This is a genomic window from Williamsia sp. DF01-3 (assembly GCF_023051145.1).
Classification (GTDB): domain Bacteria; phylum Actinomycetota; class Actinomycetes; order Mycobacteriales; family Mycobacteriaceae; genus Williamsia.
In genome coordinates this window covers 4,134,183-4,159,459 of the sequence record NZ_JALKFS010000005.1, presented here as the reverse complement: position 1 = coordinate 4,159,459, position 25,277 = coordinate 4,134,183, and the positions used below count along the sequence as shown (strand labels likewise).

The 25,277-nt window shown below is 65.6% G+C and carries 21 protein-coding genes and 1 pseudogene; 15 read left to right on the top strand and 7 right to left on the bottom strand.

All coding sequences use genetic code 11. The features are described from left to right. Positions 1–13 precede the first annotated feature (13 nt). Positions 14–1,519, top strand: a complete 1,506-nt coding sequence (locus MVA47_RS21725; RefSeq protein ID WP_247209842.1) for a sensor histidine kinase — start codon at positions 14–16, stop codon at positions 1,517–1,519. A gap of 118 nt (positions 1,520–1,637) precedes the next feature. Here MVA47_RS21725 and MVA47_RS21720 read toward each other — a convergent pair whose 3' ends face one another. Beyond that, positions 1,638–1,892 carry a WhiB family transcriptional regulator gene (locus MVA47_RS21720; RefSeq protein WP_023955875.1) on the bottom strand — a complete coding sequence of 85 codons (255 nt, stop codon included), beginning with the start codon at positions 1,890–1,892 and terminating at the stop codon, positions 1,638–1,640. 291 nt (positions 1,893–2,183) lie between these two features. Beyond that, complete coding sequence (locus MVA47_RS21715) at positions 2,184–3,161, bottom strand: diacylglycerol kinase family protein (RefSeq protein WP_247209841.1); 978 nt, start codon at positions 3,159–3,161, stop codon at positions 2,184–2,186. A gap of 86 nt (positions 3,162–3,247) precedes the next feature. Here MVA47_RS21715 and MVA47_RS21710 point away from each other — a divergent pair, with 86 nt between their 5' ends. Continuing rightward, a complete protein-coding gene (locus tag MVA47_RS21710) occupies positions 3,248–3,733 on the top strand; it encodes a hypothetical protein (protein ID WP_247209840.1) in 486 nt (161 codons plus the stop codon). A gap of 70 nt (positions 3,734–3,803) precedes the next feature. On the opposite strand, the gene MVA47_RS21705 is transcribed toward MVA47_RS21710, so the two are convergent. Further along, complete coding sequence (locus tag MVA47_RS21705; protein ID WP_247209839.1) at positions 3,804–4,484, bottom strand: acid phosphatase; 681 nt, start codon at positions 4,482–4,484, stop codon at positions 3,804–3,806. Positions 4,485–4,635: 151 nt separating this feature from the next. Between MVA47_RS21705 and MVA47_RS21700 the strand changes: the two are divergent. Beyond that, positions 4,636–5,426 (top strand): annotated as a pseudogene (locus MVA47_RS21700) (ParA family protein). A 12-nt stretch (positions 5,427–5,438) separates the two neighbouring features. On the opposite strand, the gene MVA47_RS21695 reads toward MVA47_RS21700, so the two are convergent. The 3 genes from MVA47_RS21695 to MVA47_RS21685 all read right to left on the bottom strand — a co-directional run bounded on the left by MVA47_RS21695 (position 5,439) and on the right by MVA47_RS21685 (position 9,443). Further along, positions 5,439–6,416: an IS481 family transposase gene (locus MVA47_RS21695; protein WP_247206913.1), complete on the bottom strand. Its 978-nt coding sequence runs from the start codon at positions 6,414–6,416 to the stop codon at positions 5,439–5,441. Positions 6,417–6,521: 105 nt separating this feature from the next. Further along, entirely contained in the window at positions 6,522–7,751 is a 1,230-nt protein-coding gene (locus MVA47_RS21690; protein WP_308280584.1) for a hypothetical protein, read from the bottom strand. 6 nt (positions 7,752–7,757) lie between these two features. Next, a complete protein-coding gene (locus MVA47_RS21685; RefSeq protein WP_247211004.1) occupies positions 7,758–9,443 on the bottom strand; it encodes a DEAD/DEAH box helicase in 1,686 nt (561 codons plus the stop codon). Positions 9,444–9,807: 364 nt separating this feature from the next. Between MVA47_RS21685 and MVA47_RS21680 the strand changes: the two genes are divergently transcribed. Together MVA47_RS21680 and MVA47_RS21675 are read left to right on the top strand one after the other, a co-directional pair. Next, positions 9,808–10,503 (top strand): ferritin-like fold-containing protein, encoded by a 696-nt coding sequence (locus tag MVA47_RS21680; protein WP_247209838.1) that lies wholly within the window; start codon positions 9,808–9,810, stop codon positions 10,501–10,503. A 123-nt stretch (positions 10,504–10,626) separates the two neighbouring features. Next, a complete protein-coding gene (locus tag MVA47_RS21675) occupies positions 10,627–10,860 on the top strand; it encodes a DUF3107 domain-containing protein (protein WP_030164509.1) in 234 nt (77 codons plus the stop codon). A gap of 20 nt (positions 10,861–10,880) precedes the next feature. On the opposite strand, the gene MVA47_RS21670 is transcribed toward MVA47_RS21675, so the two are convergent. Further along, entirely contained in the window at positions 10,881–11,552 is a 672-nt protein-coding gene (locus tag MVA47_RS21670) for a TetR/AcrR family transcriptional regulator (RefSeq protein ID WP_374474292.1), read from the bottom strand. 84 nt (positions 11,553–11,636) lie between these two features. Between MVA47_RS21670 and MVA47_RS21665 the strand changes: the two genes are divergently transcribed. From MVA47_RS21665 to MVA47_RS21620, 10 genes are all read left to right on the top strand, one after another. Next, positions 11,637–12,821 (top strand): DUF3152 domain-containing protein, encoded by a 1,185-nt coding sequence (locus MVA47_RS21665; RefSeq protein WP_247209837.1) that lies wholly within the window; start codon positions 11,637–11,639, stop codon positions 12,819–12,821. Positions 12,822–12,941: 120 nt separating this feature from the next. Then, entirely contained in the window at positions 12,942–14,117 is a 1,176-nt protein-coding gene (gene moeZ, locus MVA47_RS21660) for an adenylyltransferase/sulfurtransferase MoeZ (protein ID WP_247209836.1), read from the top strand. A gap of 107 nt (positions 14,118–14,224) precedes the next feature. Next, entirely contained in the window at positions 14,225–15,079 is an 855-nt protein-coding gene (locus MVA47_RS21655; protein WP_030164497.1) for a TIGR02569 family protein, read from the top strand. A 202-nt stretch (positions 15,080–15,281) separates the two neighbouring features. After that, complete coding sequence (locus MVA47_RS21650) at positions 15,282–16,703, top strand: NarK/NasA family nitrate transporter (RefSeq protein WP_247209835.1); 1,422 nt, start codon at positions 15,282–15,284, stop codon at positions 16,701–16,703. Between the two features lie 2 nt (positions 16,704–16,705). Then, positions 16,706–18,940: a molybdopterin oxidoreductase family protein gene (locus MVA47_RS21645; RefSeq protein WP_281504843.1), complete on the top strand. Its 2,235-nt coding sequence runs from the start codon at positions 16,706–16,708 to the stop codon at positions 18,938–18,940. Continuing rightward, the gene (locus tag MVA47_RS21640; protein ID WP_247209834.1) at positions 18,937–20,388 is read left to right on the top strand and encodes an FAD-dependent oxidoreductase; all 1,452 of its coding nucleotides are present in this window, start codon (positions 18,937–18,939) and stop codon (positions 20,386–20,388) included. Before MVA47_RS21645 ends, MVA47_RS21640 begins: the two co-directional genes overlap by 4 nt. Then, positions 20,381–22,951, top strand: a complete 2,571-nt coding sequence (nirB, locus tag MVA47_RS21635; protein WP_247209833.1) for a nitrite reductase large subunit NirB — start codon at positions 20,381–20,383, stop codon at positions 22,949–22,951. The genes MVA47_RS21640 and nirB overlap by 8 nt, the downstream gene beginning before the upstream one ends. A 2-nt stretch (positions 22,952–22,953) precedes the next feature. Continuing rightward, positions 22,954–23,340 carry a nitrite reductase small subunit NirD gene (gene nirD / locus MVA47_RS21630; protein WP_023958872.1) on the top strand — a complete coding sequence of 129 codons (387 nt, stop codon included), beginning with the start codon at positions 22,954–22,956 and terminating at the stop codon, positions 23,338–23,340. 14 nt (positions 23,341–23,354) lie between these two features. Next, positions 23,355–24,524: a uroporphyrinogen-III synthase gene (locus MVA47_RS21625; RefSeq protein WP_247209832.1), complete on the top strand. Its 1,170-nt coding sequence runs from the start codon at positions 23,355–23,357 to the stop codon at positions 24,522–24,524. Next, positions 24,521–25,225 (top strand): sirohydrochlorin chelatase, encoded by a 705-nt coding sequence (locus tag MVA47_RS21620; protein WP_247209831.1) that lies wholly within the window; start codon positions 24,521–24,523, stop codon positions 25,223–25,225. Before MVA47_RS21625 ends, MVA47_RS21620 begins: the two co-directional genes overlap by 4 nt. Positions 25,226–25,277: the final 52 nt, after the last annotated feature.

Below are 25,277 nucleotides of genomic sequence, written 5' to 3'. Positions count from 1 at the left end.
GGGGTATGTCCTGATGTCGACGCTGTCCGAGCTGCTCGCCGAGCACACTGAGCTCTCCGGCGCCGCAGGCGGCCATCTGCAGCGTGTGGTCGCCGAGTGGCAGTTGCTGGCCGACCTGTCGTTCGCCGACCTGCAGATGTGGGTTCACTCGCAGCGGGCCCACGACAACTCAGACGACGGTACGTCCGGCGACACCACCCACATGGTCTGTGTCGCCCAGTGCCGCCCCAACACAGCGCCCACCGTCTTTCCGTCCGACGTGGTCGGTACATCGATCACCGTCGATGAGAATCCTCAGGTCTTCGGCGCACTGGTCAGTGGCCGTATCTTGCGAGAAGAAGATCCGACGTGGGTGGGATCGGTGGCGATCCGGCGTGAAGCGGTGCCCGTCAGGTTCGAGGGGTCGGTTGTCGGAGTGCTCGCCCGGGCGATCAATCTGACGCAGCCGAGGCTGCCGTCACCGCTCGAGCTCTCGTACCAGGACTGCGCAAATGACCTGTGCCAGATGGTGTCTGAGGGCACATTCCCGCAAAATGAGGGCAACCCGAGAGGGTTGTCCACGCCGCGCGCCGGTGACGGTTTCATCCGTGTCGACGAACACTGCGCCGTGCAGTACGCGAGTCCCAACGCACTGTCCGCGTATCACCGGATGGGGTGGACGTCCGAGCTCGGCGGCAACAACCTCGCCGATGTGACCGTGTCACTGCTGACCGATCCGTTCGAATCCGAAGAAGCTGCTGCGATGTTGCGCGCCGCCGCCGAAGGGCACGCCGGCATGCGCATCGAGGCGGACGCGCACCGTGCCACGGTGCTGATCCGCGCTGTCCCGCTCCGGCCCCGCGGCGAACTGGTCGGAGCCGTGATCCTTGTGCGCGACGTCACCGAGGTCAAGCGCCGGGACCTGGCCTTGATCAGTAAAGACGCGACCATCCGCGAAATCCATCACCGGGTGAAGAACAACTTGCAAAGTGTGTCGGCGCTGCTGCGTCTGCAGGCCCGCCGTACCCCCAACGAAGAGGCCCGGCAAGCGCTCGGCGAGGCGGTGCGCCGGGTCGCCTCGATCGCGCTGGTTCACGAATTGCTCTCGGGCAGCGTGGATGAGGAGGTCGATCTCGACGTCGCCATCGACCAGCTCGTCCCGGTGATGGCGGATGTGGCGTCCGGTGGCAGCGACGTTGTTGTCCGCCGGGTCGGAAAGATCGGTGTGGTGAAGAGTGATCTCGCGATGCCGATGGTGATGGTGCTCACCGAGCTGATCCAGAATGCGGTCGAGCACGGATTCGCGCCCGAACAATCGGGCCTGGTCTTGATCGAGACCTCCCGCACCACCCGCGAACTCGTGATCACGGTGCACGACAACGGGATCGGGTTGCCGCCGGACTTCGATCCGCAGAAGTCTGACCGGCTGGGGTTGCAGATCGTGCACACGCTGGTGCAGATCGAGCTGTCCGGCACGTTGGAGCTCCGTAGCGGAACCGATGGTGGTACCGATGCCGTGCTCACCGTTCCGTTGCGCTGAAAAGCGCTGACGCTCTTTCATTTTGAGCCTGAAACAACACAAACCCGGTGGCTGGTGTGCCACCGGGTTGGGTTGTCTGTTGCCGGGTGATCAGTGGGCTGTGATCACCCCGGTCGGGCTATACGGAACTGCGTGTGCGACTGCGTGCGTTACGCCGCTTGAGCGCACGCCGCTCGTCTTCGCTCATTCCGCCCCAAACGCCTGCGTCCTGTCCGGACTCCAATGCCCAAGTGAGGCAATCAGCTGTAACCGGGCAGCGGTTGCAGACGAGCTTCGCATCAGCAATCTGCGCGATGGCCGGGCCACTGTTTCCCACCGGGAAGAACAGCTCCGGGTCCTCGTCGCGACAAATTGCGTTGTGACGCCAGTCCATCCCTCTGCTCCTTCAGGCGCTTCTTCGCGCCGCTCGTAACCGTCAGTTCATGCGTGCGTAGTTATTGTTTCCGCACTGTTGCTTGTGAATACTTTCACGAATCCAGATGAAGTCAATGGTGTTGCGTTAACACGTGTGCAATATCACTGTGTAGGGGGTGCCTTCATTGGTCCACCTCCCGTTGTACTACTGTGCAGACGGTTTTGCCTGTGATTTACCAGGCAAACACGGTGTGACCTCGGACTCTTTACAGATGTCCAACGATCAGCTAGCGCGCGGACGAGAGGCACATCACTCGGGCGGAGCGACCACTTCCAACGCGCCGGGCCTGCAGCCGAACGTCAAGGCGGTGCGCGTCCCGAGGTATTCGCCGTCCATCTGCATGTCTATCGGTGCGGTACTGCTGACCACCACGGACGGGACGTCGTCGGCTCTGAGCAGGTGGCGTGCGCTCGGCTGCGCCGTGCGCGAGAGCAGCTGGCGGGCGAGCGGCAGGTTGCGCAGCGGACTCATCGATCTCGACGCGAACACGCCCAGCTGTCCATCGAAGCTGGTGTCCGGATTGGTCTCGATGGGCCGCGCGCCCAAATAGGTCCAGGGCCGGGAGTTGGAGACGAACAGATAGTGGACGCCGTCTACAGGTTCGGCATCGGGAAGGGTGACGGTCAGCGTCGGCTGTTGGCCCGCGGTCCCGATGAAGGTGCGTACTGCGGTCCACAGATATCTCGTGGCGGAGGCCCGGTGACCGGCCACACGCTGTTCGTCAATCGACTTCACCACCTGGGCGTCGAGACCCAGGCCCGCGTTGAACAGAAACCAGCGGTCATCGGTGTGCCCGAGACTGACTCGGCGCCGCGCCCCGCCGGCGAGCAGATCCACGAGCTGGCCGGTGGCCTTGAGCGGATCGGGATCGATACCCAACGCCCTGGCGAAAACGTTTGCGCTGCCTCCCGGCACCACCGCCACGGCAGGTGAGGGCAGGCCGCTCGACCGAGCTGATCCGGGCGGGTCGATGACGCCGTTGACCACCTCGTTCACGCTGCCGTCGCCGCCGTGGACCACAACGACGTCGTAACCCTCGAGCCGAGCCTTCGACGCCAGTTCGCCGGCGTGTCCACGGTGGGTGGTGTGTTCGACGGTGATCTCGACAAATGGGGTCCGGTGGTCCCCGGGCCGGCGCAGTGACGCAGTCAGGGTGCCCACCAGCGCATCCCGCCCCGCCTCGGTGGTCGAGGTGGCGAAGGGGTTGACGATCAGCATCGCGCGCACGAGAAGTGAGCCTAGCGGGATGTGGGGATCCACCGCCGACGCGATCCTCCACCGTCCGGCCGATCGCGGACCACTAGGCTGGTCCGGTGCCGGAATCAACTCCTCCGATCAACGTTCGCCGGGCAGGCGCCATCGTGGCGCTCGAGGGCGCCGCCTTCATCGTCTATGCGATTGTCGCCGTTGTCCGCGGCCTGATGGGCCACGAAGAGGAGGCGATCAGTGGGTACGGCACCGCAGCGTGGTTCGCGATCCTCGGCGGCGGCATCTTCGCGGGCGGGCTCGCGCTGCTGATGGGTCGGCGATGGGGGAGGGCGATCGCGGTCATCGCCCAGGTCCTGCTGCTGCCGTTCGCCTTTGCGCTGATCACTGACAGTGACCTGCCGGTTCTCGGTACGCCGATCCTGATCGCACTGGTGGCGGCACTGGTGTTCCTCTTCAGTCCGTCCTCGATGACGTGGTTCGCTGCCGCATATGCAATCGACGGTCCGGACGACGGCGCGGAAGATGCTGTGGCAGACAAGGAGTCAGCACCAAAACGCGCGCCGTCACGCAAGAAGAAGCGCCGCCGGTAGCGGCGCCGCGCTCGGGCCGACCCATGGTCTGATATCGGGGTGGCTGTTGGTCAGGACACGCCCGGACCGGTCACGTGACGGTTCGCACATGGGCCGGGCGGCCCGCATCCACGTAATCTGCGCTGCGATAGCCGGTGATCCCGAGCGACTGGATCTGATGGGTCTCGCCGTCGAAGCCGAGAACCGCCAGCGAGGCGGGCAGCATCGCAAAATGAGCGCCGAATCGGACCGGCGCGCCGATCCACCGTGCGAGCAGCGACCGCGAGAAGTGTCCGTGGCCGATGACCACCACCGATCGATCACGCAGGTACTGCACGAGATCGGCGATCACACCGTCCATACGGTCACTCATCTGCTGCGGTGACTCACCATCGGGTCCGCCGCGATTCCACACCGTCCAACCCGGGTCGGTCTCGCGGATCTCCGGTGTGGTGAGACCTTCGTATCGGCCGTAGTCCCACTCGGCGAACTCCTCGCCCGTACGGGTGATGGTCAATCCGGCCAGTTCGGCGGTGTGGCGGGCGCGCAGCCTCGGCGACGACAGCACCAGTGGATCGGTCAGGAGCAGCTCATCGAGTGGCGCCCGCAGGCTCTCCGCCTGCTGTTCACCGAGCTCTGTCAGAGCGATATCGCTCGACCCGGTGTGCTTTCCCACCTTCGACCACTCCGTCTCACCGTGCCGGATGAGGATGAGACGATGGATTGCCGAAACTGCAGCGTTCTCTTCGGACAAATTGCTCGGTGGGCGCATAGGGTCAAGGGAACACAGGCTGCGACGGCACCGCAAGCCATCTTCTGTTCCTGACCGGCGGACAGAACATGTAATTGTAGGCGCTGTCGGAGACAGAGCAGGGCGAAGCTCGATCAGCTCTTCCAAATGCGTGGCCGGAGGGAGTCAAGCAATGAGCAAGGTACTTGCCGTGGCGAATCAAAGGGTGGCGTCGCCAAGACGACAACCGTGATCTCGCTGGGGGCGGCGCTGGCGGGGATGGATGTGTCGGTCTTGGTCGTGGACCTCGATCCTCAAGGCAGCCTTACCTTTTCGTTGGGTCACGACCCTGACAAGTTGCCCGTCTCGGTGCACGACGTGCTGCTCGGCGAAGCGGAGATCGCCGACGTACTGCTCGACACCGAAGACAAGATGACGTTGCTACCTGCAACCATCGATCTCGCCGGCGCCGAGGCCCTGTTGCTGATGCGGCCGGGGCGCGAGTACGCGCTCAAACGGGTGCTGGCAAAGGTGGCTGCTGACTACGACGTGATCATCATCGACTGCCCGCCGTCCCTTGGCGTGCTCACCTTGAACGGACTCACCGCGGCAGACGAGGTGATCGTGCCCCTGCAGTGCGAGACGCTTGCGCATCGGGGTGTCGGCCAGCTGCTGCGCACGGTCACCGAGATCCAGCAGATCACGAACCCTGATCTGGCGCTGCTCGGCGCGTTGCCGACCCTGTACGACGCCCGCACCACCCACAGTCGCGATGTGCTCGCCGATGTCTCCGACCGGTACGACCTCCCCGTGCTGGCGCCCGCGATCCCGCGCACGGTGCGCTTTGCCGAGGCGTCCGCGACCGGGGTCAGTGTGCTCGGGGGTCGCAAGAACAAGGGGTCGGAGGCCTACCGGGAACTCGCGGAGAACCTGTGGAAGCACTGGCAGGTGGGAGCCGACCTGGTGACGATCGACGCGGAGTGATCGCCACTCGGCCTAGGTGTTCTTCCCGGGGACGTTGTGCACAGTGATGCGGTCGATGGGTGATTTGCCGTCGATGCCTGTGTGTGGTCTGTGGTGATTGTATTCATGGACCCAGTGTTGGTAGGTCGCGGCGCGGGCTTCGTCGGAGAGGTAGGTGTGGGCGTAGGCCCATTCTTGGTTGAGTGTTCGGTTGAATCGTTCAACCTTACCGTTGGTTTGCGGCCGGTATGGGCGGGTCCGTTTGTGCTTGATGGTCTCGCCGAGTGCTTGAGCGAATAGCGTTGAGCGGTAACAGGATCCGTTGTCGGTGAGTACTCGTTTGACGGTGATGTTGTGAAGGTTGAAGTAGGCGTTGGCGCGGATCCAAAACGCTGAGGCGGTCTCCTTCTTTTCGTCGCCGAGGATCTCTGAGTAGGCCAGCCGGGAGTGGTCGTCGACGGCGTGGTGGATGAATGCGTAGCCCAGGCCCTGTCGTTTGTTGTTGCGCTTGCCTTCTTGGCGTCCGAGTTTGCGGTGTCCGCCGCCGTGGGGAATCTTGCCCAGCTTTTTGATGTCGACGTGGATCAGGTCGCCCGGGGCGTCGTGCTCGTATCGGCGCGGTGTCGGTCGGCGGACCGCCAGGCCGGTGTTCTGGTCCAGATTCCGCAACAAGGGCATCGTGAAGCGTCGTAGGACCGCGCCGACGGTGCTGCGGGGCAGGTGCAGGTGGTAGGCGATGCGGTGCGGTCCCCAGCGGCGTGTGAAGCGCAGGTTGATGATTCGCCGTTCAGTCTTGCTCGGGGTACGTCCAGGGCTGTGGTGCGGGCGGCTGGAGCGGTCGACCATCGCCTTCTCGCCACCGACCCGGTACCGATCGGCCCACTTCTTGGCGGTGGTGGGCGAGCACTGAAACCGTTCGGCAGCTCGCCGGATCGTCCAACCGTCTACGACGATAGTTGTTGCGAGTTTCAATCTGCCCTTCGGAGCGAGCAAGGCATTAGCGTGGGACATGAGGACCTCTTGGTAGTCGCTGTAGTTGTGGTAACCACACCGATACCGGAGGTCCTCACCTATTTACTGGTGCCACACCGTTCACAACGTCCCTGGTCATTACACCTAGGCCGCGGAGGGTTTCAGTACCGAGATGGTCGATCCCCATTGCTGGACGAGGTTGTCGCCGATCAGACCGAGTGTGATGATGCCGCCGCCGTAGCCGCTGCGCTGCACCGGGATCGACCGTACCGGCCGGCCGTCGACGATGTTGTGTTCGCTGATGCCCGACGCACTGGGCAGCAGCAGAGAACCTGCCATCACCACGCCGGGTCCCAACGTCGCCGGCACCTGGAATCGGGCCTGCAGCGTGCTCGCGTCCAGGACCACAGTGGCCTCGCCGGTCCAGAAGGTGATGAGCCCGCCGCTGCTGACCGGCTTGCTCTCGACACCCACCGCACGACCCAGCAGGGTGGTGCGGCCGCGCAGGGTGCCGTCGAGTGCGTAGGACTCGAGCATGGGGCTCGGCGACGAGACGTAGACGGCCACGCCGTTCGCACCGACCGCCACCACGCGGGGTGGTGAACCCAGATCGGCCGTGATCAGCGTCGACCCCTGCTCGTCCAGCTTCTCGTCTTTGTCCAGCGTCGCACCGAGAACCGTCAATCGGTACCCGGGTTCGATCCCGCACCGCTCGACGACTGCCACCCGACCGGAACCGATTGCGCTGGAGAGCAACTCGCAGCCCGACCGCGGTTGTGCGCCTGGGTTCACGGGTGCGTCCACGCGACCGTATTCGATGGTGCGCACCAGATCGCTGCGCCACGTCTCCAACCGGGTGTCGCCCTGTGCCAGGAAGTAGTCCTTCTCGACGCTGAAGTCGAGAGTGCTGTCGGCGTCGCTACTACGGGACGCCGCGCGTTGCCCGGTCGCGGAGTAGAGAGCTGTCACCTCGCTGCAGCCCCGGGCATTGCGATAGACCGCGATGACGTAATCGCGTCCCGACCCGGGCCAGCCGGCAACCCCGCACAGCGGCAGGTCGCGGCGATAGGACCAGAGTTGACGACCCGTCGACGGGTCGTGTCCGATGACGGCCCCGCCGTCGCCGGTGACCACCACCGGGCCGATCACCACGGGCACTGTGGTCGCGTTGCTGGCAGCGCGCCAGGCCTCGGTGAGGCCCGACGGTACCGACGATGCCGAGGTCGGAAGGGGTGCCGAGTTCTGAGTGGGGTCCGAGCTGGTCCCGCGCACGGCACTGGTGGACCAGATGGCAACGCCTGCAACGACGATCACCACAACGATGACCGCGGCCACCGCGAGATCGACCCGTGTCCGCCGCTCAGGCTTTGGCACCGTCAGTTACTCCGAGGTGTTGCTCACGGTCTCACCGTTGCCTTCGGCGCCGCCCGAGGTCTGCCCGCCACGTCGACGTCGACGACGCCGCGGACGGTCGCTGCCGCCCTCGGTGCCCGGTCCGGAAGTCTCCGACGGCGCGGTCGAGGCGGCCGAACCGGTGCTCGCGGACTCGGTGGTGGTGGGCGCTTCACCGGACACACCGGCGCCTTCGCCTGGTGTGCCGCCGCGGGTGCGACGACGCTGACGAGACGGGCGCTGGCCACCCTCGCGCTGGCCGGATTCGCGGCCTGTCGATTCTCGGCTTCCCGATTCCCGGCGACCCGACCCCGACGAACGACCACCCGAGCGGGGTTCACGTTCTTTGCGGTCTTCGCGCGCCGCGCCGCCCGATCCGATCCGGCCGTTGGCCGTCTCCGGGATGTTGAGGTCGGAACGCAGATGCGGTGAGCTGGAATAGGTTTCGGCGGGCTCGTCCTTTGCCAGGTCGAGCGCCTTGCTGATCATCTCCCAGCGGTGCAACTCGTCCCAGTCGACCAGCGTCACGGCGATACCGGTCCGTCCGGCGCGCCCCGTGCGGCCGATGCGGTGCACGTAGGTCTTCTCGTCGTCGGGGCACTGGTAGTTGATGACGTGGGTGACGTCGTCGATGTCGATTCCTCGGGCGGCGACATCGGTGGCCACGAGTACGTTGATGCGCCCTTCGCGGAAGGCCGTCAGGGCCTTCTCGCGCGCGACCTGTCCCAGGTCTCCGTGAACGGCACCGACGGCGAACCCGCGCTCGGCGAGGTCGTCGGCGACCTTCTGGGCTGTGCGCTTGGTCCGGGTGAAAACCATTGTGGCGCCGCGACCCTCGGCCTGAAGGATGCGGGCCACGAGCTCGGCCTTGTCGAGGGCGTGCGCGCGGTACACGTACTGGGTGGTGCGCTCGTGGATCGCCGAATCGTTGGCGTGCTCGGCGCGGATGTGCGTCGGCTTGGTCAAGAATGTGCGGGCCAGGGTCACGATCGGTCCGGGCATCGTGGCCGAGAAGAGCATGGTCTGACGGGCATCCGGCAGCGAGCTCATGATTCGTTCGATGTCGGGAAGGAATCCCAGGTCGAGCATCTCGTCGGCCTCGTCGAGAACCAGGACCTGCACCTTGCCCAGGATCAAGTGGCCCTGGCGGGCGAGGTCGAGCAGACGCCCGGGAGTGCCCACCACGACGTCGATGCCGATCTTCAGCTCGCTGATCTGGTGCTCGAACGGCCGGCCGCCGAAGATCGAGAGCAGGCGGATGGGCCGGTTCTGCCCGTCCGCGGTGTCGACGTGCAGGCCCTTGGCCGCGACCTCGAGGTCGTCGGTCACCTGGATGCACAGCTCGCGCGTGGGCACGATGATCAGCGCGCGGGGAGTGCCGTCGAGCTTGCGGATGCCGGGCTCGCCGGCTTCCGCGGTGGCCTGCGACACCCGCTGCAACAGGGGGACGCCGAAGCCGAGGGTCTTGCCCATGCCGGTCCGTGCCTGGCCGATGAGGTCATCGCCCGCCATGGCCAGGGGAAGCGTGAGCTCCTGGATCGCGAAGGTGTTCGTGATGCCGTCGGCGGCGAGGGCGTTGACGATCTCCTGCCGGACGCCGAGCTCGGCGAAGGTGGGGGAGACGTGGTCCTCGGCGACGATGACGTGCTCTTCGGCCTCGACGACGTCGTCCAGGGAGACTGCGGTCTCGGTGTTCGTATCTGAGGTGTGATTGTCGGTGTTCAGTTGATTGCCTTCCGCAAAGTGCTGTCCCGCGCGCACTGCAAGAATCAACCAACAGGCCGGGTCTGGATCCTCGATCTGTCGAGGACTCGCATGACCGGTATCGGGCGAATCGGGCCGATTTAATTCAATCGGGCTGCCGTCGGTGCGCGCACAATGTCCGTGTGAGCCAGCTAAGGCGCTTGGCTTACTCCTCGCAGTGTACGTGTCCTCGGCATATTGCCAACATCGAGTCGGCGAGCCGCCGGATGTCCGTCCAGCTTTGCCCGCGTGCTGAGTCGCCGCGGACGGTGAGCTGCTGACTACACTGGAGACCATGTCGTCTGGTTCACAAACCGAACCGCCGGTGTCGGATGTCGCCACCTCGGTTCCCTTCGATCACCCTGGAATCACCGAACTCTTCGGGGTTCTGGCGTGCGGTGAACTGGCCGCGTTCTACCGCCTGACCTCCGAGGCCGCGATGGCCCCGGGAATCCGGGGACGCGTGGCGATGGCCAGCATGGCCGCCGCGGAGATGGCCCACTTCGAGATCCTGCAGGACGAACTGCGTGCGCGCGGGGTGGACGTGTACGACGCGATCGAGAAGTACGAGGCCGTACTCGAGCGCTACCACGCGTCGACTGTGCCGAGCAGTTGGCAGGAGTCGCTGGTCAAGGCCTACGTCGGCGATGGTCTGGCCGCGGATTTCTATCTCGAGATCGCGGGCACCCTTCCGCCTGAGGCCGAGGCCGTGGTCCGCAAGGTGATGTCGGAGACCGGGCATTCGGACTTCGCCGCCACCGCCGTCCGTGACGCGGTCGCCGCAGACCCCGATCTGAATTCGCCCCTCACCCTCTGGGGGCGCCGGCTTCTCGGGGAGGCGATCACCCAGACGCAGTACGTGCTCGCCGGCCAGGAGGAATTGACCGAGCTGCTGTTCTCGGTCCAGTCCGATCTGAACCGGATCGTGACGTTCTTCGATTCCATCCAGGAGCGGCACGCTCGCCGGATGGCCGACATGGGCCTGGGCTGAGCCGCCGCGTCCGGGCTGGCGTCGTCGGCACTCGTGAGTGCGACTAGCCTTGGAACGAGAGTCGGGACCTGTTCACCGAGCTCGACCTGTGAGATCCAATCGTGAAGACCTGTGGAGGATTCTGTGGCCGTTGATGTGAAGATCGGGATCACCGACAGTGCACGCGAGATCGTGGTGCACACCGATCAGAGCAGTGATGACGCCCATGCTGCGGTGGAGTCCGCGCTGGCCGGCGGCGACCAGCTGCTGCGTCTGCAGGACGACAAGGGCGCACGTTTCCTGATTCCTGTCACCAAGATCGCCTACGTCGAGGTCGGCATCTCCGATGCGCGCAAGGTCGGTTTCGGCGCCATCTGACGCTCGGCCGACGGGCCGGGCTAATTCTCGAGGATGCCGGAGGACTGCTGAAGCGGCACTCGGGACAGTCCGCCCCAGAGCATGGTCACCGTGATGTCCACGGCCTCTTCCTTGGTCACCGGGCGCTTGGCGTCCAGCCAGTGCCGGGCGTTGACCTGGCTGGCCCCCACCAGCCCGGCTGCCAGCATCCTCGACCGGTGCGGATCGAGCCCCGAGTCGTGCATCACCAGTCCGTAGACGGCGTCGACGCACGCTTCGGTTGCGCCTTCGACACGCCTGATCGCGGCCGGATCGAGGGCGTCCGAACGGAAGATGAGCCGGTATCCCTGGCTGTCCTCGTCGATGAAATCGAAGAACGCCTGCACAGCGGCACGCACCCGATGACGGTTGTCGGTGGAGCTGAGCAGGGCCCCGGTGACCCGGTTCACCATCGACTCGGCGTGGGAGTCGAGGACCGCGAGGTACAGGTCGAGCTTGCTCGGAAAGTGTTGATAGAGAACAGGTTTGCTGACCCCGGCGTGTACGGCGATCTCGTCCATCCCTGCCGAGTGGTAGCCGCGCTCGACGAAGATCTCGCTGGCGGCGTCCAACAGTTGTAGTCGCCGCGCGCTGCGCGGCATCCGGACGCTCCGACGTCCGCCGCCGGCGGTGGTCGAGTTCGTTCCGGTGCCTGCGGCAGCCGATTCAGTCATGGTTCGAGGGTATATCCGCCCGGGATGTGCGCCACCGGTGGTTGCCTACAGATGAATCGCGGATGCCTGTGAGAAGGTTTAACGGTGACTGGTGCTGGCGGCTCGGGACCGACGGAAACGCGGCGTACACCGCGCGAGACCGCCGACTCCGAACGGACCCGTCGTACCGCCGGCGCGGAGCGGAAGCGGCGAAGTGCCGACCCCGATCAGACCAGCAGGACCGTCGATCGGGCGCGCCGCGCCGCCAGGCGTGCGGCAGAGGCCGACGCCCACCTCGCGAACCAGCAGACCGACGTACACCGTCCCGTCTCCGGTCGGCCCGCCCCTGACCAGCCGTTACGTGCCCGCTGGGATCCCATCGACGAACCGGGCAGACCGCGTGCGGACCGCGCGAAGGACCGTAAGAAGCAATCGGCGGTGGGTCGATTCGTCACCACCTACGGTTGGCGGGCGTACGCCATCCCCGTCCTCGTCGTGCTGACGATCGTGATGATCGTCCTCACCGTCCAATCCCACCAGGACGGTGGCTCCGACCGGGTTGTCGACTCCGATCCCGATGCCGTTCGCAACACCAACGTGCGGGATCAGACCACCGCCATCGGTGCACCCCCGAAGTCTGTGCCGCTAGAGCAACTGCCTGCCGGTGTCCTGCCCGCAGGCGGTCCTTTCACAGAGAAAGGCGCGGCCGGTTATCACGTGGTGCCCGGGACCACGACTCGCGTGGGCACCGGGGGACAGGAGTACACCTACACCGTCGAGGTCGAGAACGGCCTGGCGTCGGGCGACTTCGGCGGGGACCCCACGTTCGCCAAATTGATCGACACAACACTCGCCAACCCGAAGAGCTGGATCGGCGACGGCACCGTGTCATTCCGTCGGATCGACAACGGCGAGCCCGATTTCCGGGTGACGCTCACGTCCCCCGACACCACGCGGCAGCTGTGCGGATACGAGATCAAGCTCGAGACCTCCTGCTACTACCCGCCGGAATCCCGGGTCACGCTCAACGAGGCGCGATGGGTCCGCGGCGCGACGTCGTATCAGGGAGACGATCTCGGCTATCGGCAATATCTGATCAATCACGAGATCGGGCATGCGATCGGGTTCGAGGCGCATGAGCCCTGCAAGATGAACGGGTCCCTGGCGCCGATCATGATGCAGCAGACGTTCGGCACCGCGAACAGCGAGATCATGGCGCTCGATCCGGACATGAAGGCCAACCGCGACTACGTCTGCAACCCCAACCCCTGGCCTTTCCCGGAACGCTGAGCTCGGCCACCGCACAGGCCGGGGCTGCCGGAATCTTCCCGGGCAAATGCTCGTTGCACCTACGTGGGGTGGCCGGACCGACGACCATCACCGTCACGCGCACTTCGTGAGGAGCCCGAGATGTCAACGTTGCCGCCACTGGTCGAACCCGCTGCCGAACTGACCCGCGACGAGGTCGCCAGATACAGCAGGCACCTGATCATCCCCGACCTCGGTGTCGACGGGCAGAAGCGTCTGAAGAACGCCAAGGTGCTGGTGATCGGCGCGGGTGGACTCGGTTCCCCGGCGTTGCTCTACCTCGCGGCAGCCGGGGTCGGAACGATCGGCATCGTCGAGTTCGACGAGGTTGACGAATCGAATCTCCAGCGTCAGGTGATCCACGGGCAGGCCGATGTCGGCCGGCCGAAAGCCGATTCCGCGCGCGACTCCATCCTCGAGATCAATCCGCTCGTCACGGTGAACACCCACAAGGTGCGACTGGACAACGACAACGCGATCGAACTGTTCAGCGCCTATGACCTGATCGTGGACGGCACCGACAACTTCGCGACGCGCTACCTGGTCAACGATGCGGCTGTCCTCGCGGGCAAACCGTATGTGTGGGGTTCGATCTACCGGTTCGAGGGCCAGGCCTCGGTGTTCTGGGAAGATGCGCCGGACGGACTCGGTCTCAACTACCGCGATCTCTATCCCGAGGCCCCGCCGCCCGGGATGGTGCCGTCGTGCGCCGAGGGCGGCGTGCTCGGAATCCTGTGCGCATCGATCGGGTCGATCATGGGAACCGAGGCGATCAAGCTCATCACCGGTATCGGCGAGACGCTGCTCGGCCGACTGATGGTGTACGACGCGCTGGACATGCGGTACCGCACCATCAAGCTCCGCAAGGATCCGGAGGCGCCGAAGATCACCGAACTGATCGATTACGACGCATTTTGCGGCGTCGTGTCGGATGAGGGTGTCTCGGCTGCGGCCGACTCGACGCTGACCGCCGTCGAACTCAAGCAGCGGCTGGACTCCGGCGAGAAGATCGCCCTGATCGACGTACGTGAGCCGGTGGAGTGGGACATCGTCCGGATCGACGGCGCCACCCTGATCCCCAAGGGCGACATCGAGTCAGGCGAGGGGTTGGCCCAGCTGCCACAGGACCGGCCGGCGGTGCTCTATTGCAAGACCGGGATCCGGTCCGCAGAGGCGCTGGCCGCGGTCAAGAAGGCCGGTTTCTCCGACGCCACCCATCTGCAGGGAGGGATCACCGCGTGGGCCAAGCAGGTCGATCCGGCGTTGCCGGTCTACTGACCGTATCTGCCACCTGTGGCAGGTACGGGCGCTGGTGCGGCGACACCTGCGCTGCCTGCTCTGAATCTCGCGGTCACGCCGGTAACGTTTGACGGGTGACTTCTGACTTGACCTCCGTCGAGCCTCCGGAGCATGTGCTGCAGACCTTCGGGCTGACGCAACATCCCGTCGTGGCTCTCGGTGAGGGCTGGGAAGGTGGCTGGCGGATCGGCGAGACGGTGTTGTCGCTGGTTCCCGACCACGCCCGGGCTGCCTGGTCGGCCAAGGTCAGAGAAACCCTATATGTCGAAGGCGTCCGCATCGCGCGCCCTGTGCGATCGTCCGACGGCCGGTACGTGGTGTCGGGCTGGCGAGCGGACACCTACATCGCCGGAACTCCGGAACCGCGTTACGACGAAGTAGTCTCGCTGGCCGACCGGCTGCACGAGGCGACCGCCGAGCTCGAACGGCCGAGATTCCTGATGCAGCCTCCCGCACCGCCGTACAACGACGTCGACGTGTTCACCGCCGCCGACCGCGCGGCCTGGGACGATGTGCCGTTGCGTTCGGCAAAGGCCGCGGGCATGGGCGACCCCACGTCACCCGACGGGGTCACCAGTCTGGAGATCCTGCACACGCTTGCAAAGCTGCGCACCAAGGTGTCGTCGCCGTCCCAGCTGGTCCACGGTGACCTGTTCGGCACGGTTCTGTTCGCCGGCGCCGCGGCCCCCGGGATCACGGACATCACGCCGTATTGGCGACCTGCAGCGTGGGCGGCCGCCGTCGTGGTGGTCGATGCGCTCGCCTGGGGCGGCGCAGACGATGGTCTCGTGGACCGCTGGGAAGACCTGCCCGAGTGGCCGCAGATGATGTTGCGGGCCGTGATGTTTCGTCTTGCGGTGCACGCGTTACATCCGCGATCCACCGCTGGAGCCCTTCCCGGCCTGCAGCGCGTAGCCGACATGGTGCGCTTTCTCGTCTGACAGCGCCCTCTGAGCTGGGGATACTCAGTTCGGCCCACCAGTTGGCGGGTTTTTGTGTTCCGGCCTTCTCACGTTCGGTGACGGACCGGAGTGAGAACACTGTGATTGTTCGGTCACTGAATGCAAAATTGCGGCAACACCCGTTTCCTACCGTTCTCCTCAGGCACCCGCCAATTCGCGCCGGACCCCTGAGGAGGGCCTAGTGACCGTTACTGGCACCAAACGAAAGCACTACATCACCGACTGGGATCCAGAGGATGTAGAGGCTTGGGACAACGGCAACGCTGCCATCGCCAAGCGCAATCTGATCTGGTCCGTGATCTGCGAACACGTCGGATTCTCGATCTGGTCCATGTTCTCGGCTCTCGCGCTGCTCCTCGGACCGGAATACGGCATCAGCCTCGACCAGAAGTTCGTCATCGGCGCCACCGCCACATTTGTCGGTTCGTGTCTGCGGATTCCCTACACCCAGGCAACCGCCATCTTCGGCGGCCGCAACTGGGCGATCTTCTCCGCGGTTGTCCTGATGATCCCCACGGGTCTGACGTTGATGCTGGTGTTGAACCCCGGTGACTTCGGGTTCGGATGGTTCCTCTTCGTCGCCGCACTCACCGGCTTCGGTGGCGGAAACTTCGCCTCCTCGATGACCAACATCAACGCCTTCTACCCGCAGCGGCTCAAGGGCTGGGCCTTAGGCCTCAACGCCGGTGGTGGCAACATCGGTGTCCCCGCGATCCAGTTGGTCGGTCTGTTCGTGATCTGGGTGGCCTCGGACAAGCCCGAGATCCTCTGCGCCATCTACCTGGTGCTGCTCGCGGTCGCCAGTGTGGGTGCAGCGCTCTACATGGACAACCTCGACCACCAGACCTCGAGCGGCAAGGCGATGCTCGAGACGCTGAAGTACAAGGACACGTGGATCATCTCGCTGCTCTACGTCGGAACATTCGGTTCGTTCATCGGATTCGGATTCGCCTTCAGTCAGGTGCTCAACATCTCGTTCACCGCCAACGGCGCCACCAAGCCGGCCCTCGCCGCAGCCCAGATCGCCTGGATCGGACCACTTCTCGGGTCGATCAGCCGGCCTTACGGTGGCAAGCTCGCCGACAAGATCGGTGGCGGCAAGATCACGATGTACTGCTTCATCTCGATGGTGGCCGCGTCGTCCATCCTCGTGGCTGCCAGTGCCCTGTCCGATGCCAACGACAAGAAGATCACCGGTGGCACCCTCACCGCCTTTGTCATCGGCTTCGTGTTGCTCTTCGTCATCTCGGGTATCGCCAACGGTTCGGTGTACAAGATCATCCCGGCGATCTGGGAACACAAAGCAAAGGTCAACCCTGCGCTCAATCCGCTCGGCAAGGCCAACTGGTCGCGGTCGATGTCCGGAGCCCTGATCGGTATCGCCGGAGCGTTCGGTGGACTCGGCGGCGTGGCCATCAACCTGGTTCTGCGAGACAGCTACAAGTCGAATCAGTCTGCCACGCAGGCATTCTGGATCTTCCTGGCCTTCTATGTGGTGGCCGCCGGCATCACCTATTGGTTCTACGTCCGCCGGTCGATCGAATCGACCGACACGACCCGCGCGCTCGAGGACTCGTCCACCACCACACCGGTCACCGCCTGATCATGACTGCTGAAGCCGTGTCCATCGATCTGCCCCTCGGCGAGCCGGGCAACCGCTCCGCCGGCGAGTTCGCCGCGGGGTCGGTCGGGACCGCCACACACTGCCCGTATTGCGGTCTGCAGTGTGCGATGAACATCAGCGGCAACGGAGCCGCCGATGCCGTGGTCACGCCGCGGCAGTTCCCCACCAATCGGGGCGGTCTGTGCCAGAAGGGTTGGACCGCTGCCGATGTGCTGCGCAACCCCAACCGCCTGACCGCTCCGTTGGTGCGGCGCAACGGTGTTTTGACGCCCACTACGTGGGAGGACGCGCTCGACGTCGTCGCGTCCGGATTCGCCCGGGCCCGCAGCGAGTACGGCGCTGACGCGGTCGGGATCTTCGGCGGCGGTGGATTGACCAACGAAAAGGCTTACCAGCTGGGCAAGTTCGCCCGGGTGGCACTGGGTACGTCGAACATTGACTACAACGGCCGCTTCTGCATGAGTTCGGCCGCGGCCGCGGGCATCAAGTCGTTCGGCCTGGATCGTGGATTGCCCTTCCCACTCGCCGATCTCGGTTCGGCAGAGTGCATCGTCATCCTCGGCGGCAACGTCGCCGAGACCATGCCGCCGATGGTCGGTCATCTGATGACAGCCGCACGAGCCGGCGGGCTGGTGGTCGCAGACCCACGCCGGACCGCCACGGTGGAGCGGGCGGTCGCCGACGGCGGTGTACATCTGCAACTGTCGCCGGGCACGGATCTGCCTCTGGCACTGGGGCTCGCGCACATCGCGGTCACCGAGGGTTATGCCGATCTCGACTACGTCGCCGACCGGACCAACGGCTTCGACGACTTCTGGCGGGCGGCTGCCCAATGGTGGCCCGAACGTACCGAGCGTGTCACCGGGGTCCCGGTGAGTGCGTTGCGTCGCACGGTTGCGATGCTCGCCGGCGCCCGCGCGACGGGCAAAGGTGCGTATGTGCTGACAGCTCGTGGCGCCGAACAACATTCGAGCGGTACAGACACGGTCAGTGCCGTCATCGGCCTGTCCCTGGCCCTGGGCCTGTGCGGTCGTGAGGGCAGCGGATACGGCTGCATCACGGGTCAGGGGAACGGGCAGGGTGGCCGCGAACACGGCCAGAAGGCCGATCAACTGCCGGGCTACCGCAAGATCACCGATCCCGCCGCCCGCGCGCATGTGGCCGAGGTGTGGGGCATCGACCCGAACGATCTGCCCGGCCCGGGCAAGAGTGCCTACGAATTGCTCGAATCACTCGGACAGCCCGGCGGACCCAAGATGCTGATGGTGCACGGCGCGAACCTGGCCGTCTCCGCGCCGCGGGCGGGGCACGTGGTCGAGCGACTCGAATCGCTGGAGATGCTGGTTGTCAACGACTTCTTGCTGTCGGAGACAGCGCAATTGGCCGACGTGGTGCTGCCGGTTCTGCAGTGGGCAGAAGAAGAGGGCACCATGACCTCCCTGGAGGGCCGGGTCCTTCGCCGTCGCCAAGCGGTTCCCGTTCCCGACGGCCCCCGCAGCGAGCTCGAGGTCCTCTCCGAACTCGCGGTCCGCCTCGGTCAGCCGGCACACCGCTTCAAGACCGACCCTCGCGAGGTGTTCGACGAACTGCGCGCGGCATCGGCGGGTGGCGCGGCCGACTACACCGGGATCACCTACGAACGACTCGACGACGACGAGGCGCTCCACTGGCCGTGTCCCACGATCGGCCATCCCGGCACCCCGAGGATCTTCCTTGACCGGTTCGCCACCGACGACGGCCGCGCGAAGTTCGTCGCGGTCGACTACCGCGGACCGACGGAACCTGTGAACGCGCATTACCCGTTGGTGTGCACCACGGGCCGGGTGCTGACGCACTACCAGTCCGGCGCGCAGACCCGGTACGTCAAAGACCTCGCCGATGCAGCCGGTCCGATGTTCGTCGAGGTGAACACCGACACCGCAGAACGCCTCGGGGTCGCTGACGGTCAGCAGGTGCGTGTGACCTCACGGCGGGGGACGATGACCGCTGCGGCACGCTGCGTCGAGTCTCTGCGACCGGACACGGTGTTCCTGCCCTTCCACTACGCGGGCGACCAGCGGGCCAACCTGCTCACCAATCCCGAGTTGGACCCCACCAGCCGCATGCCCGAGTTCAAGGCGTGCGCGGTGCGGTTGGAGCCGTTGGAGTTGCCGGCTCGGTCAGTCGTGGAGACGCAGCGCAGCGGAGCGCGACCAATCGTTGGAGAGGTGTCATGACCAGGCGTGTGGTGATCATCGGAAACGGGATGGCCGGCGCCCGACTGCAGGAAGAACTGCACCGGCGGGATCCCGCGGGTGAGCGCGTCACCAGCGTGGTCATCGGTGACGAGCCCGGGTCGGCGTACAACCGCATCCTGATGTCGAACGTGGTGGCCGGCCGGATCACACCCGCCGACACCAGGCTTCGCGCGGACAACTGGTATTCCGAACGGAACCTGCAGACGCACACCGGTGTTCGGGTCGAGCGTGTGGACCGCGACGCCAAGACCGTGCACTGCGACGACGGCACGGTGCACGGCTACGACAGTCTGGTCTTTGCCACCGGCAGCCGTGCTTTCATCCCGCCGATCGACGGTGCGCTCGCGGAATCGGGTCGCCCGATGGAAGGTGTGATCGCGTTCCGTAACCTGGCCGACTGCGAATCGATCGTGTCCTCCCTTCGCGAGGGAACACGCGTGGTTGTTGTCGGTGGCGGCCTTCTCGGACTCGAAGCCGCGCGCGGCGCGCTGCTGCGCGGGGCCCAGGTGACGGTTGTCCATCCACGGAGCTTCCCGATGGAGAAGCAGATGGACGCCGCCGGCGGCGCAGTGCTGACCCGTGTGCTGCGGGAGATCGGGATGGACGTGGTGCTCGGCAGCCGGGTCACCGCGGTCCGGGACGAGCCGGGAACAGGCCGGGAAGTGGTGCTCACCGACGGCTCCACCCTGGGCGCCGACCTCGTGATCGTCACCGCCGGCATCGCTCCGAACGTCGAGCTCGCCACCGCTGCGGACCTCGCTGTCGAACGCGGCATCAAGGTCGACGATCATCTGCGCACAAACGATCCGTCGATCTACGCGATCGGCGAATGCGCCCAGCACCGCGACATCGTCTACGGCCTGGTGCAACCGGGCTGGGAGATGGCCGAGACGGTGGCCCAGAACCTGCTCGGTGACCAGCAGGCCGCCTATGAGGGGACGCAGCAGATCCTGCGCCTGAAGGCACACGACGTGGATCTCGCGTCGATGGGGGAAGTGGACACCGATCCCAATGACCTCGAGGCCGAGGTGCTGACCCTGTCCGATCCTCATCGCGGGCGTTACGCGAAAGTGGTTGTGCGCAAAGACCGTCTGGTCGGCGCGGTACTGCTCGGCAACCCCGAGGTGGTCGGCACCATCACGCAGTTGTTCGACTCCGGCGCGCCGGTGCCCAGCGATCGAATGCGCCTGCTGCTCGGTCACCTCATCGGTGGCGCAACCGAATCGGCGAGTCCGGCCCAGATGCCGGGCGACGCGATCATCTGCCGGTGCAACTCGGTGTCCAAGAAGAATCTGACGGATGCCTGGCGCAAAGGTGCGCGCAGCCCCATGGCGATGGCCGATGCCACCAGGGCCACAACAGGTTGCGGCAGTTGTGAATCCGTCGTCGAGGGACTTTGTGAATGGCTGGCAACAGCCGATGCCTGAGAGACCAACAGAAGTACTAGGAGGGGTACCAGTGCCCAGCAAAACAGTTGTGGTGGTAGGCCATGGGATGGTCGGCCATCGGTTCGTTCAGGAACTCCGCGAACGTGACGTCACCGACCAGTGGCGTGTGGTCGTCGTCTGCGACGAACCCAGCCCTGCCTACGACCGCGTAGGACTCTCGTCTTATGTCAACAGTTGGGATCCCGACGCGCTGGCGCTCGAGGGCAACACCTACCCGGGCGACCCGCTGGTGACCTTGCTGGTGGGCCGGTCGGTCACCTCCATCAACCGGGTCGCGCGTACGGCTGTCCTCGACGACAACTCGAGCATCGTGTTCGACGCGCTGGTGATCGCGACCGGTTCGTATCCGTTTGTGCCGCCGGTACAGGGAGCCGATTCACCGAATTGTTTCGTCTATCGCACGCTCGACGACCTCGACAAAATCCGTGCCACCGCACATGCGGCGCCGGCAGGGGCCAACGCGGTGGTTGTCGGGGGCGGCCTGCTCGGGCTCGAGGCAGCCAACGCACTCAAGCTGCTCGGACTCAAACCACATGTGGTGGAGTTCGCGCCGCGGCTCATGCCGCTGCAGGTGGACGAAGGTGGCGGCGCGCTGCTCGCGGGCCTCGTCACCGAACTCGGGGTGAGTGTGCACACCGGTGTCGGGACCACGGCCATCGAATCGGCCGGCGACAACACCCTCCACGTCACCCTTTCCGACGGCAGCAGCATCGACAACGCTGCCCTGCTGGTGTTCTCGGCCGGCATCCGGCCCCGCGACCAGCTTGCGCGCGACGCGGGGCTCGAAGTGGGTGAGCGCGGCGGGGTACTGGTGGACGACGGATGTCGCACGGCCGATCCCGACATCTACGCCATCGGCGAGGTCGCCGCGGTCAACGGTGTCTGCTACGGGCTGGTCGCCCCGGGGTACAGCACCGCCGAGGTCGTGGCCGACCGGCTCCTGGGTGGCAAATCCGAGTTCCCGGGCGCGGACCTGTCCACCAAGCTCAAGGCGCTCGGCGTGGATGTTGCGAGTTTCGGTGACGCGATGGGTGCCTCCGAAGGTGCGCTCGAGGTGGTCTTCAACGATCCCGTTGCCGGTACCTACGCCAAAGTTGTTGTCTCCGATGATGCCAAGACCCTCCTCGGTGGGGTGCTCGTCGGTGATGCCGGCCAGTATGCGCTACTCAAACCAATGGTCGGTGGCCCGTTGCCCGGCGATCCCGCAGCGCTGATCGCGCCGGCTGCCGGCGAAGGTGTGGGTCTGTCGGCCCTTCCGGATTCCGCCGAGATCTGCTCGTGCAACGGGGTCAGTAAAGGCGATATCTGCAGCGCGATCGCTCATGGCGCCCAGGACGTGACCGCGGTGAAGACGTGCACCAAGGCGGGCACCACCTGCGGTGGCTGTATCCCATCGATCAATCGCTTGCTGGCCGATTCCGGTGTCGCGGTGTCGAAGTCGTTGTGCGATCACTTCCACCAGTCGCGCAGTGAACTCTTCGAGATCGTCCGCGCGACCGGTATCCGGACCTTCACCGACCTCGTGGCACGGTACGGCAAGGGCGGGGGATGCGAGATCTGCAAGCCGACCGTTGCCTCGATCCTCGCCTCCACCTCGAGCGACCACATCCTGTCGGGAGAGCAGGCCGCTCTGCAGGACACCAACGACCACTTCTTGGCCAACATGCAGAAGAACGGCACGTATTCGGTGGTGCCACGGATGCCCGGCGGTGAGGTCACCGCGGAGCAGCTGATCGTGATCGGCGAGGTGGCCAAGGAGTTCGGGCTCTACATCAAGGTCACCGGCGGCCAGCGGATCGACATGTTCGGGGCCAGGGTGGAGCAGTTGCCGCTGATCTGGCGCAAGCTCGTCGACGCGGGCATGGAGTCCGGGCAGGCCTACGGTAAGAGCCTGCGCACGGTGAAGAGTTGTGTCGGTACGAGCTGGTGCCGCTACGGCGTGCAGGATTCGGTGGGCATGGCCGTCGACCTCGAAAAGCGTTACCGCGGTCTGCGTTCGCCCCACAAGATCAAGTTCGGGGTGTCCGGTTGTGCCCGAGAGTGTGCCGAAGCCCGCGGTAAAGACGTGGGCGTCATCGCCACCGAACACGGGTGGAACCTGTATGTGGGCGGCAACGGTGGCCAAAGCCCCGCGCACGCACAGCTTTTGGCTTCCGGCATCGATGACAGGACGCTTGTCGCCTACATCGACCGGTTCCTGATGTTCTACATCCGCACTGCGGACCGGCTGCAGCGCACGGCGCCGTGGATCGATTCGCTCGAGGGTGGTCTCGATCACCTCAAGGCCGTCGTGTGTGATGACAGCCTGGGAATCGCAGCCGAACTCGAAACGGCGATGGAATTGCATGTCGCCGGGTACAAGGACGAATGGTCCGGAGTCCTCGAAGACGAGGAGAAGCTCTCCCGGTTCGTCTCATTCGTCAACGCACCCGCCCAGCCGGACCCCACCATCGAGTTCTCGGAAGGTAGCGGACGCAAGGTACCGGTACTCTTGGGAACACCGCAGCCCGGCGTACGCCCGCCGGCGAACGGAGGAAACTGACCATGAGTCTCGTTGATGACACTCGGGTTGATGAAGTCGCAGCCACATGGACTGCGGCGTGCCCGTTCGACCAACTCGTACCAGGGAGGGGAGTGGCCGTGCTCCTGCCCGGGGACGAACAGGTGGCCTTGTTCCGCCTCACCGACGACACCCTCCATGCCGTGGGGAACATCGACCCCTTCGGACGTGCAGCGGTGATGTCTCGCGGCCTGGTCGGGGACCGCGCCGGTGAGCCCACCGTGGCCTCACCGTTGCTCAAGCAGGTTTTCTCGCTGGTCGACGGGCGTTGCCTCAGCGACGAATCCGTTGTCCTGCCGGTGTACGACGTACGGATCAAGGCCGGTCTCGTCCAGGTCAGGCCCCATCGAGTGCAAACGCCGATCGCGTGAGACATGGAGGTCTAGTGAAAGCGGGTGATCGAATCGCCGACTGCGAATCCGGTCCATTGACCGGATTCACGATCGGCATCACCGCGGCCAGGCGGGCCAACGAGTTCGCCGCGTTGCTGGAACGACGCGGCGCGCAGGTGGAGCACGCCCCGGCGATCGAGATCATCCCGCTGGCCGACGACGCAGAGTTGCGGTCGGTCACCGACCAGATCATCGTCAACGCGCCGGAGATCGTCGTCGCCACAACCGGTATCGGGTTCCGCGGGTGGATGGAGGCGGCCGAGGACTGGGGTGTTGCGGAGCGATTGGTCGCCGCCCTCGAACCCACCCGGCTGCTGGCGCGCGGGCCGAAAGCAAAGGGCGCGATCCGCGCCGCCGGGTTGCGCGAGGAATGGTCGCCACCCAACGAATCATCGAGTGAAGTTCTCGAGCACCTGCTCGACGAGGGTGTCGAAGGCACCCGGGTGGGCGTGCAGCTGCACGGCGCCACCACCGAGTGGGAGCCACTGCCCGACTTCTGCGAGGTGTTGCGCGAGGCGGGTGCAGAGGTGCTGCCAATCCCGGTCTACCGATGGCTACCGCCGCAGGACACTACTGCGATGGACCAGATGATCTCGGCCATCGTGGGTGGCGAGATGGACGCGGTGTCGTTCACCAGCGCTCCGGCCGTCGCATCGATGCTCGGTCGGGCTCAGGACACGGGGCGGCTCGACGCGCTTCTGGACGCTCTGCGAACCGACGTCCACGTCATGTGTGTGGGGTCGGTCACGGCCGGCCCGCTCGCGGCGTTGCGGGTGCCCACCTCGCGGCCGAATCGCTTTCGCCTCGGTGCTCTCGCCCGTCACATCGCCGAAGAGTTGCCCCGCCGGGTGCCGACTCTGCGCGTCGCCGGTCACGACATGTCGATCCGCAGCCGCTCGGTGATGGTCGACGGCGAGCTCCGGCCGCTGTCGCCGGCAGGTCTGACCTTGCTCAAAGCGCTGGCGCGCCGCCCCGGCAGGGTGGTGTCACGGCATGCGCTGCTCACCGAACTCCCCGGAGGCGGCGGCGACACCCACGCGGTGGAGACCGCCATGGCACGCCTGCGAGCGGGCCTCGGTGACCCCCGGATGATCCAGACCGTTGTCAAACGTGGCTACCGCCTCTCTGTCGACGTCGAGTACGAGGAAGGGGAAAACGCATGAGAATCAAGGGAATCGACGCGCAACCCATCCTGGTCGCACATGGGACCCGCTCCGAACACGGCGTATCGATGATCGCGGACCTCGCGGACAAGGTCTCGGCCCAGATCGGTAGTACGCGCGTTGCGTTCGTCGACGTACTCGGGCCTTCGCCGTCAGAGGTGCTGCGCGGGATCGACGGGCCCGCGGTGGTCGTCCCGGCGTTCCTGGCCTCGGGCTACCACGTTCGCAAAGATCTTCCCGAGCACATCGAGGCCAGCGGCCATCAGGGCGTCTCGGTCTCGCGGTCGCTGGGTCCCGATCCCGAACTGGCGCGGGTCTTGGCGTTGCGTCTGTCCGAAAGTGGTTGGCGCCGAGGTGATTCCGTTGTTCTCGCCGCGGCGGGGTCATCCGATCTGTTCGCGCTCGGCCAGGTCCGGCGTGCCGCCAACCTGCTGGGCACGATGATCGGTGAGCCGGTGCCGGTCGGGTATGTGGCCACTGCCCAGCCGCGCATCGCGGACGTCGTCGCCGACACCAGGGCTCGCACCGGGCGTCGGGTGTTCATCGCCTCATATCTGTTGGCGCATGGGCTGTTTCACGATCGGCTCCACGACGCCGGCGCTGATGGTGTGGCTCAGCCTCTGGGTACCGACCCGCGTGTCGTCGACCTGGTCGTGCGCCGGATGAGGTCGGTGCGCCCCGCGGTCGCCGCCGGTCTCTGAGCACCTTCCAACCACAAAGTTCGCGCCACCTCCCGACATTCGCGCCGGCTAC

Excerpts from the sequence above, each read along its gene's own strand:
- MVA47_RS21645 (WP_281504843.1), top strand. The coding sequence starts at position 16,706 with ATGACTGCTGAAGCCGTGTCCATCGATCTGCCCCTCGGCGAGCCGGGC.
- MVA47_RS21695 (WP_247206913.1), bottom strand. The coding sequence starts at position 6,416 with ATGTCCCACGCTAATGCCTTGCTCGCTCCGAAGGGCAGATTGAAACTC.
- MVA47_RS21670 (WP_374474292.1), bottom strand. The coding sequence starts at position 11,552 with ATGACTGAATCGGCTGCCGCAGGCACCGGAACGAACTCGACCACCGCC.
- MVA47_RS21720 (WP_023955875.1), bottom strand. The coding sequence starts at position 1,892 with ATGGACTGGCGTCACAACGCAATTTGTCGCGACGAGGACCCGGAGCTG.
- MVA47_RS21640 (WP_247209834.1), top strand. The coding sequence starts at position 18,937 with ATGACCAGGCGTGTGGTGATCATCGGAAACGGGATGGCCGGCGCCCGA.
- MVA47_RS21725 (WP_247209842.1), top strand. The coding sequence starts at position 14 with ATGTCGACGCTGTCCGAGCTGCTCGCCGAGCACACTGAGCTCTCCGGC.
- nirB (WP_247209833.1), top strand. The coding sequence starts at position 20,381 with ATGCCTGAGAGACCAACAGAAGTACTAGGAGGGGTACCAGTGCCCAGC.
- nirD (WP_023958872.1), top strand. The coding sequence starts at position 22,954 with ATGAGTCTCGTTGATGACACTCGGGTTGATGAAGTCGCAGCCACATGG.
- MVA47_RS21680 (WP_247209838.1), top strand. The coding sequence starts at position 9,808 with ATGTCGTCTGGTTCACAAACCGAACCGCCGGTGTCGGATGTCGCCACC.
- MVA47_RS21620 (WP_247209831.1), top strand. The coding sequence starts at position 24,521 with ATGAGAATCAAGGGAATCGACGCGCAACCCATCCTGGTCGCACATGGG.
- MVA47_RS21705 (WP_247209839.1), bottom strand. The coding sequence starts at position 4,484 with ATGCGCCCACCGAGCAATTTGTCCGAAGAGAACGCTGCAGTTTCGGCA.
- moeZ (WP_247209836.1), top strand. The coding sequence starts at position 12,942 with ATGTCAACGTTGCCGCCACTGGTCGAACCCGCTGCCGAACTGACCCGC.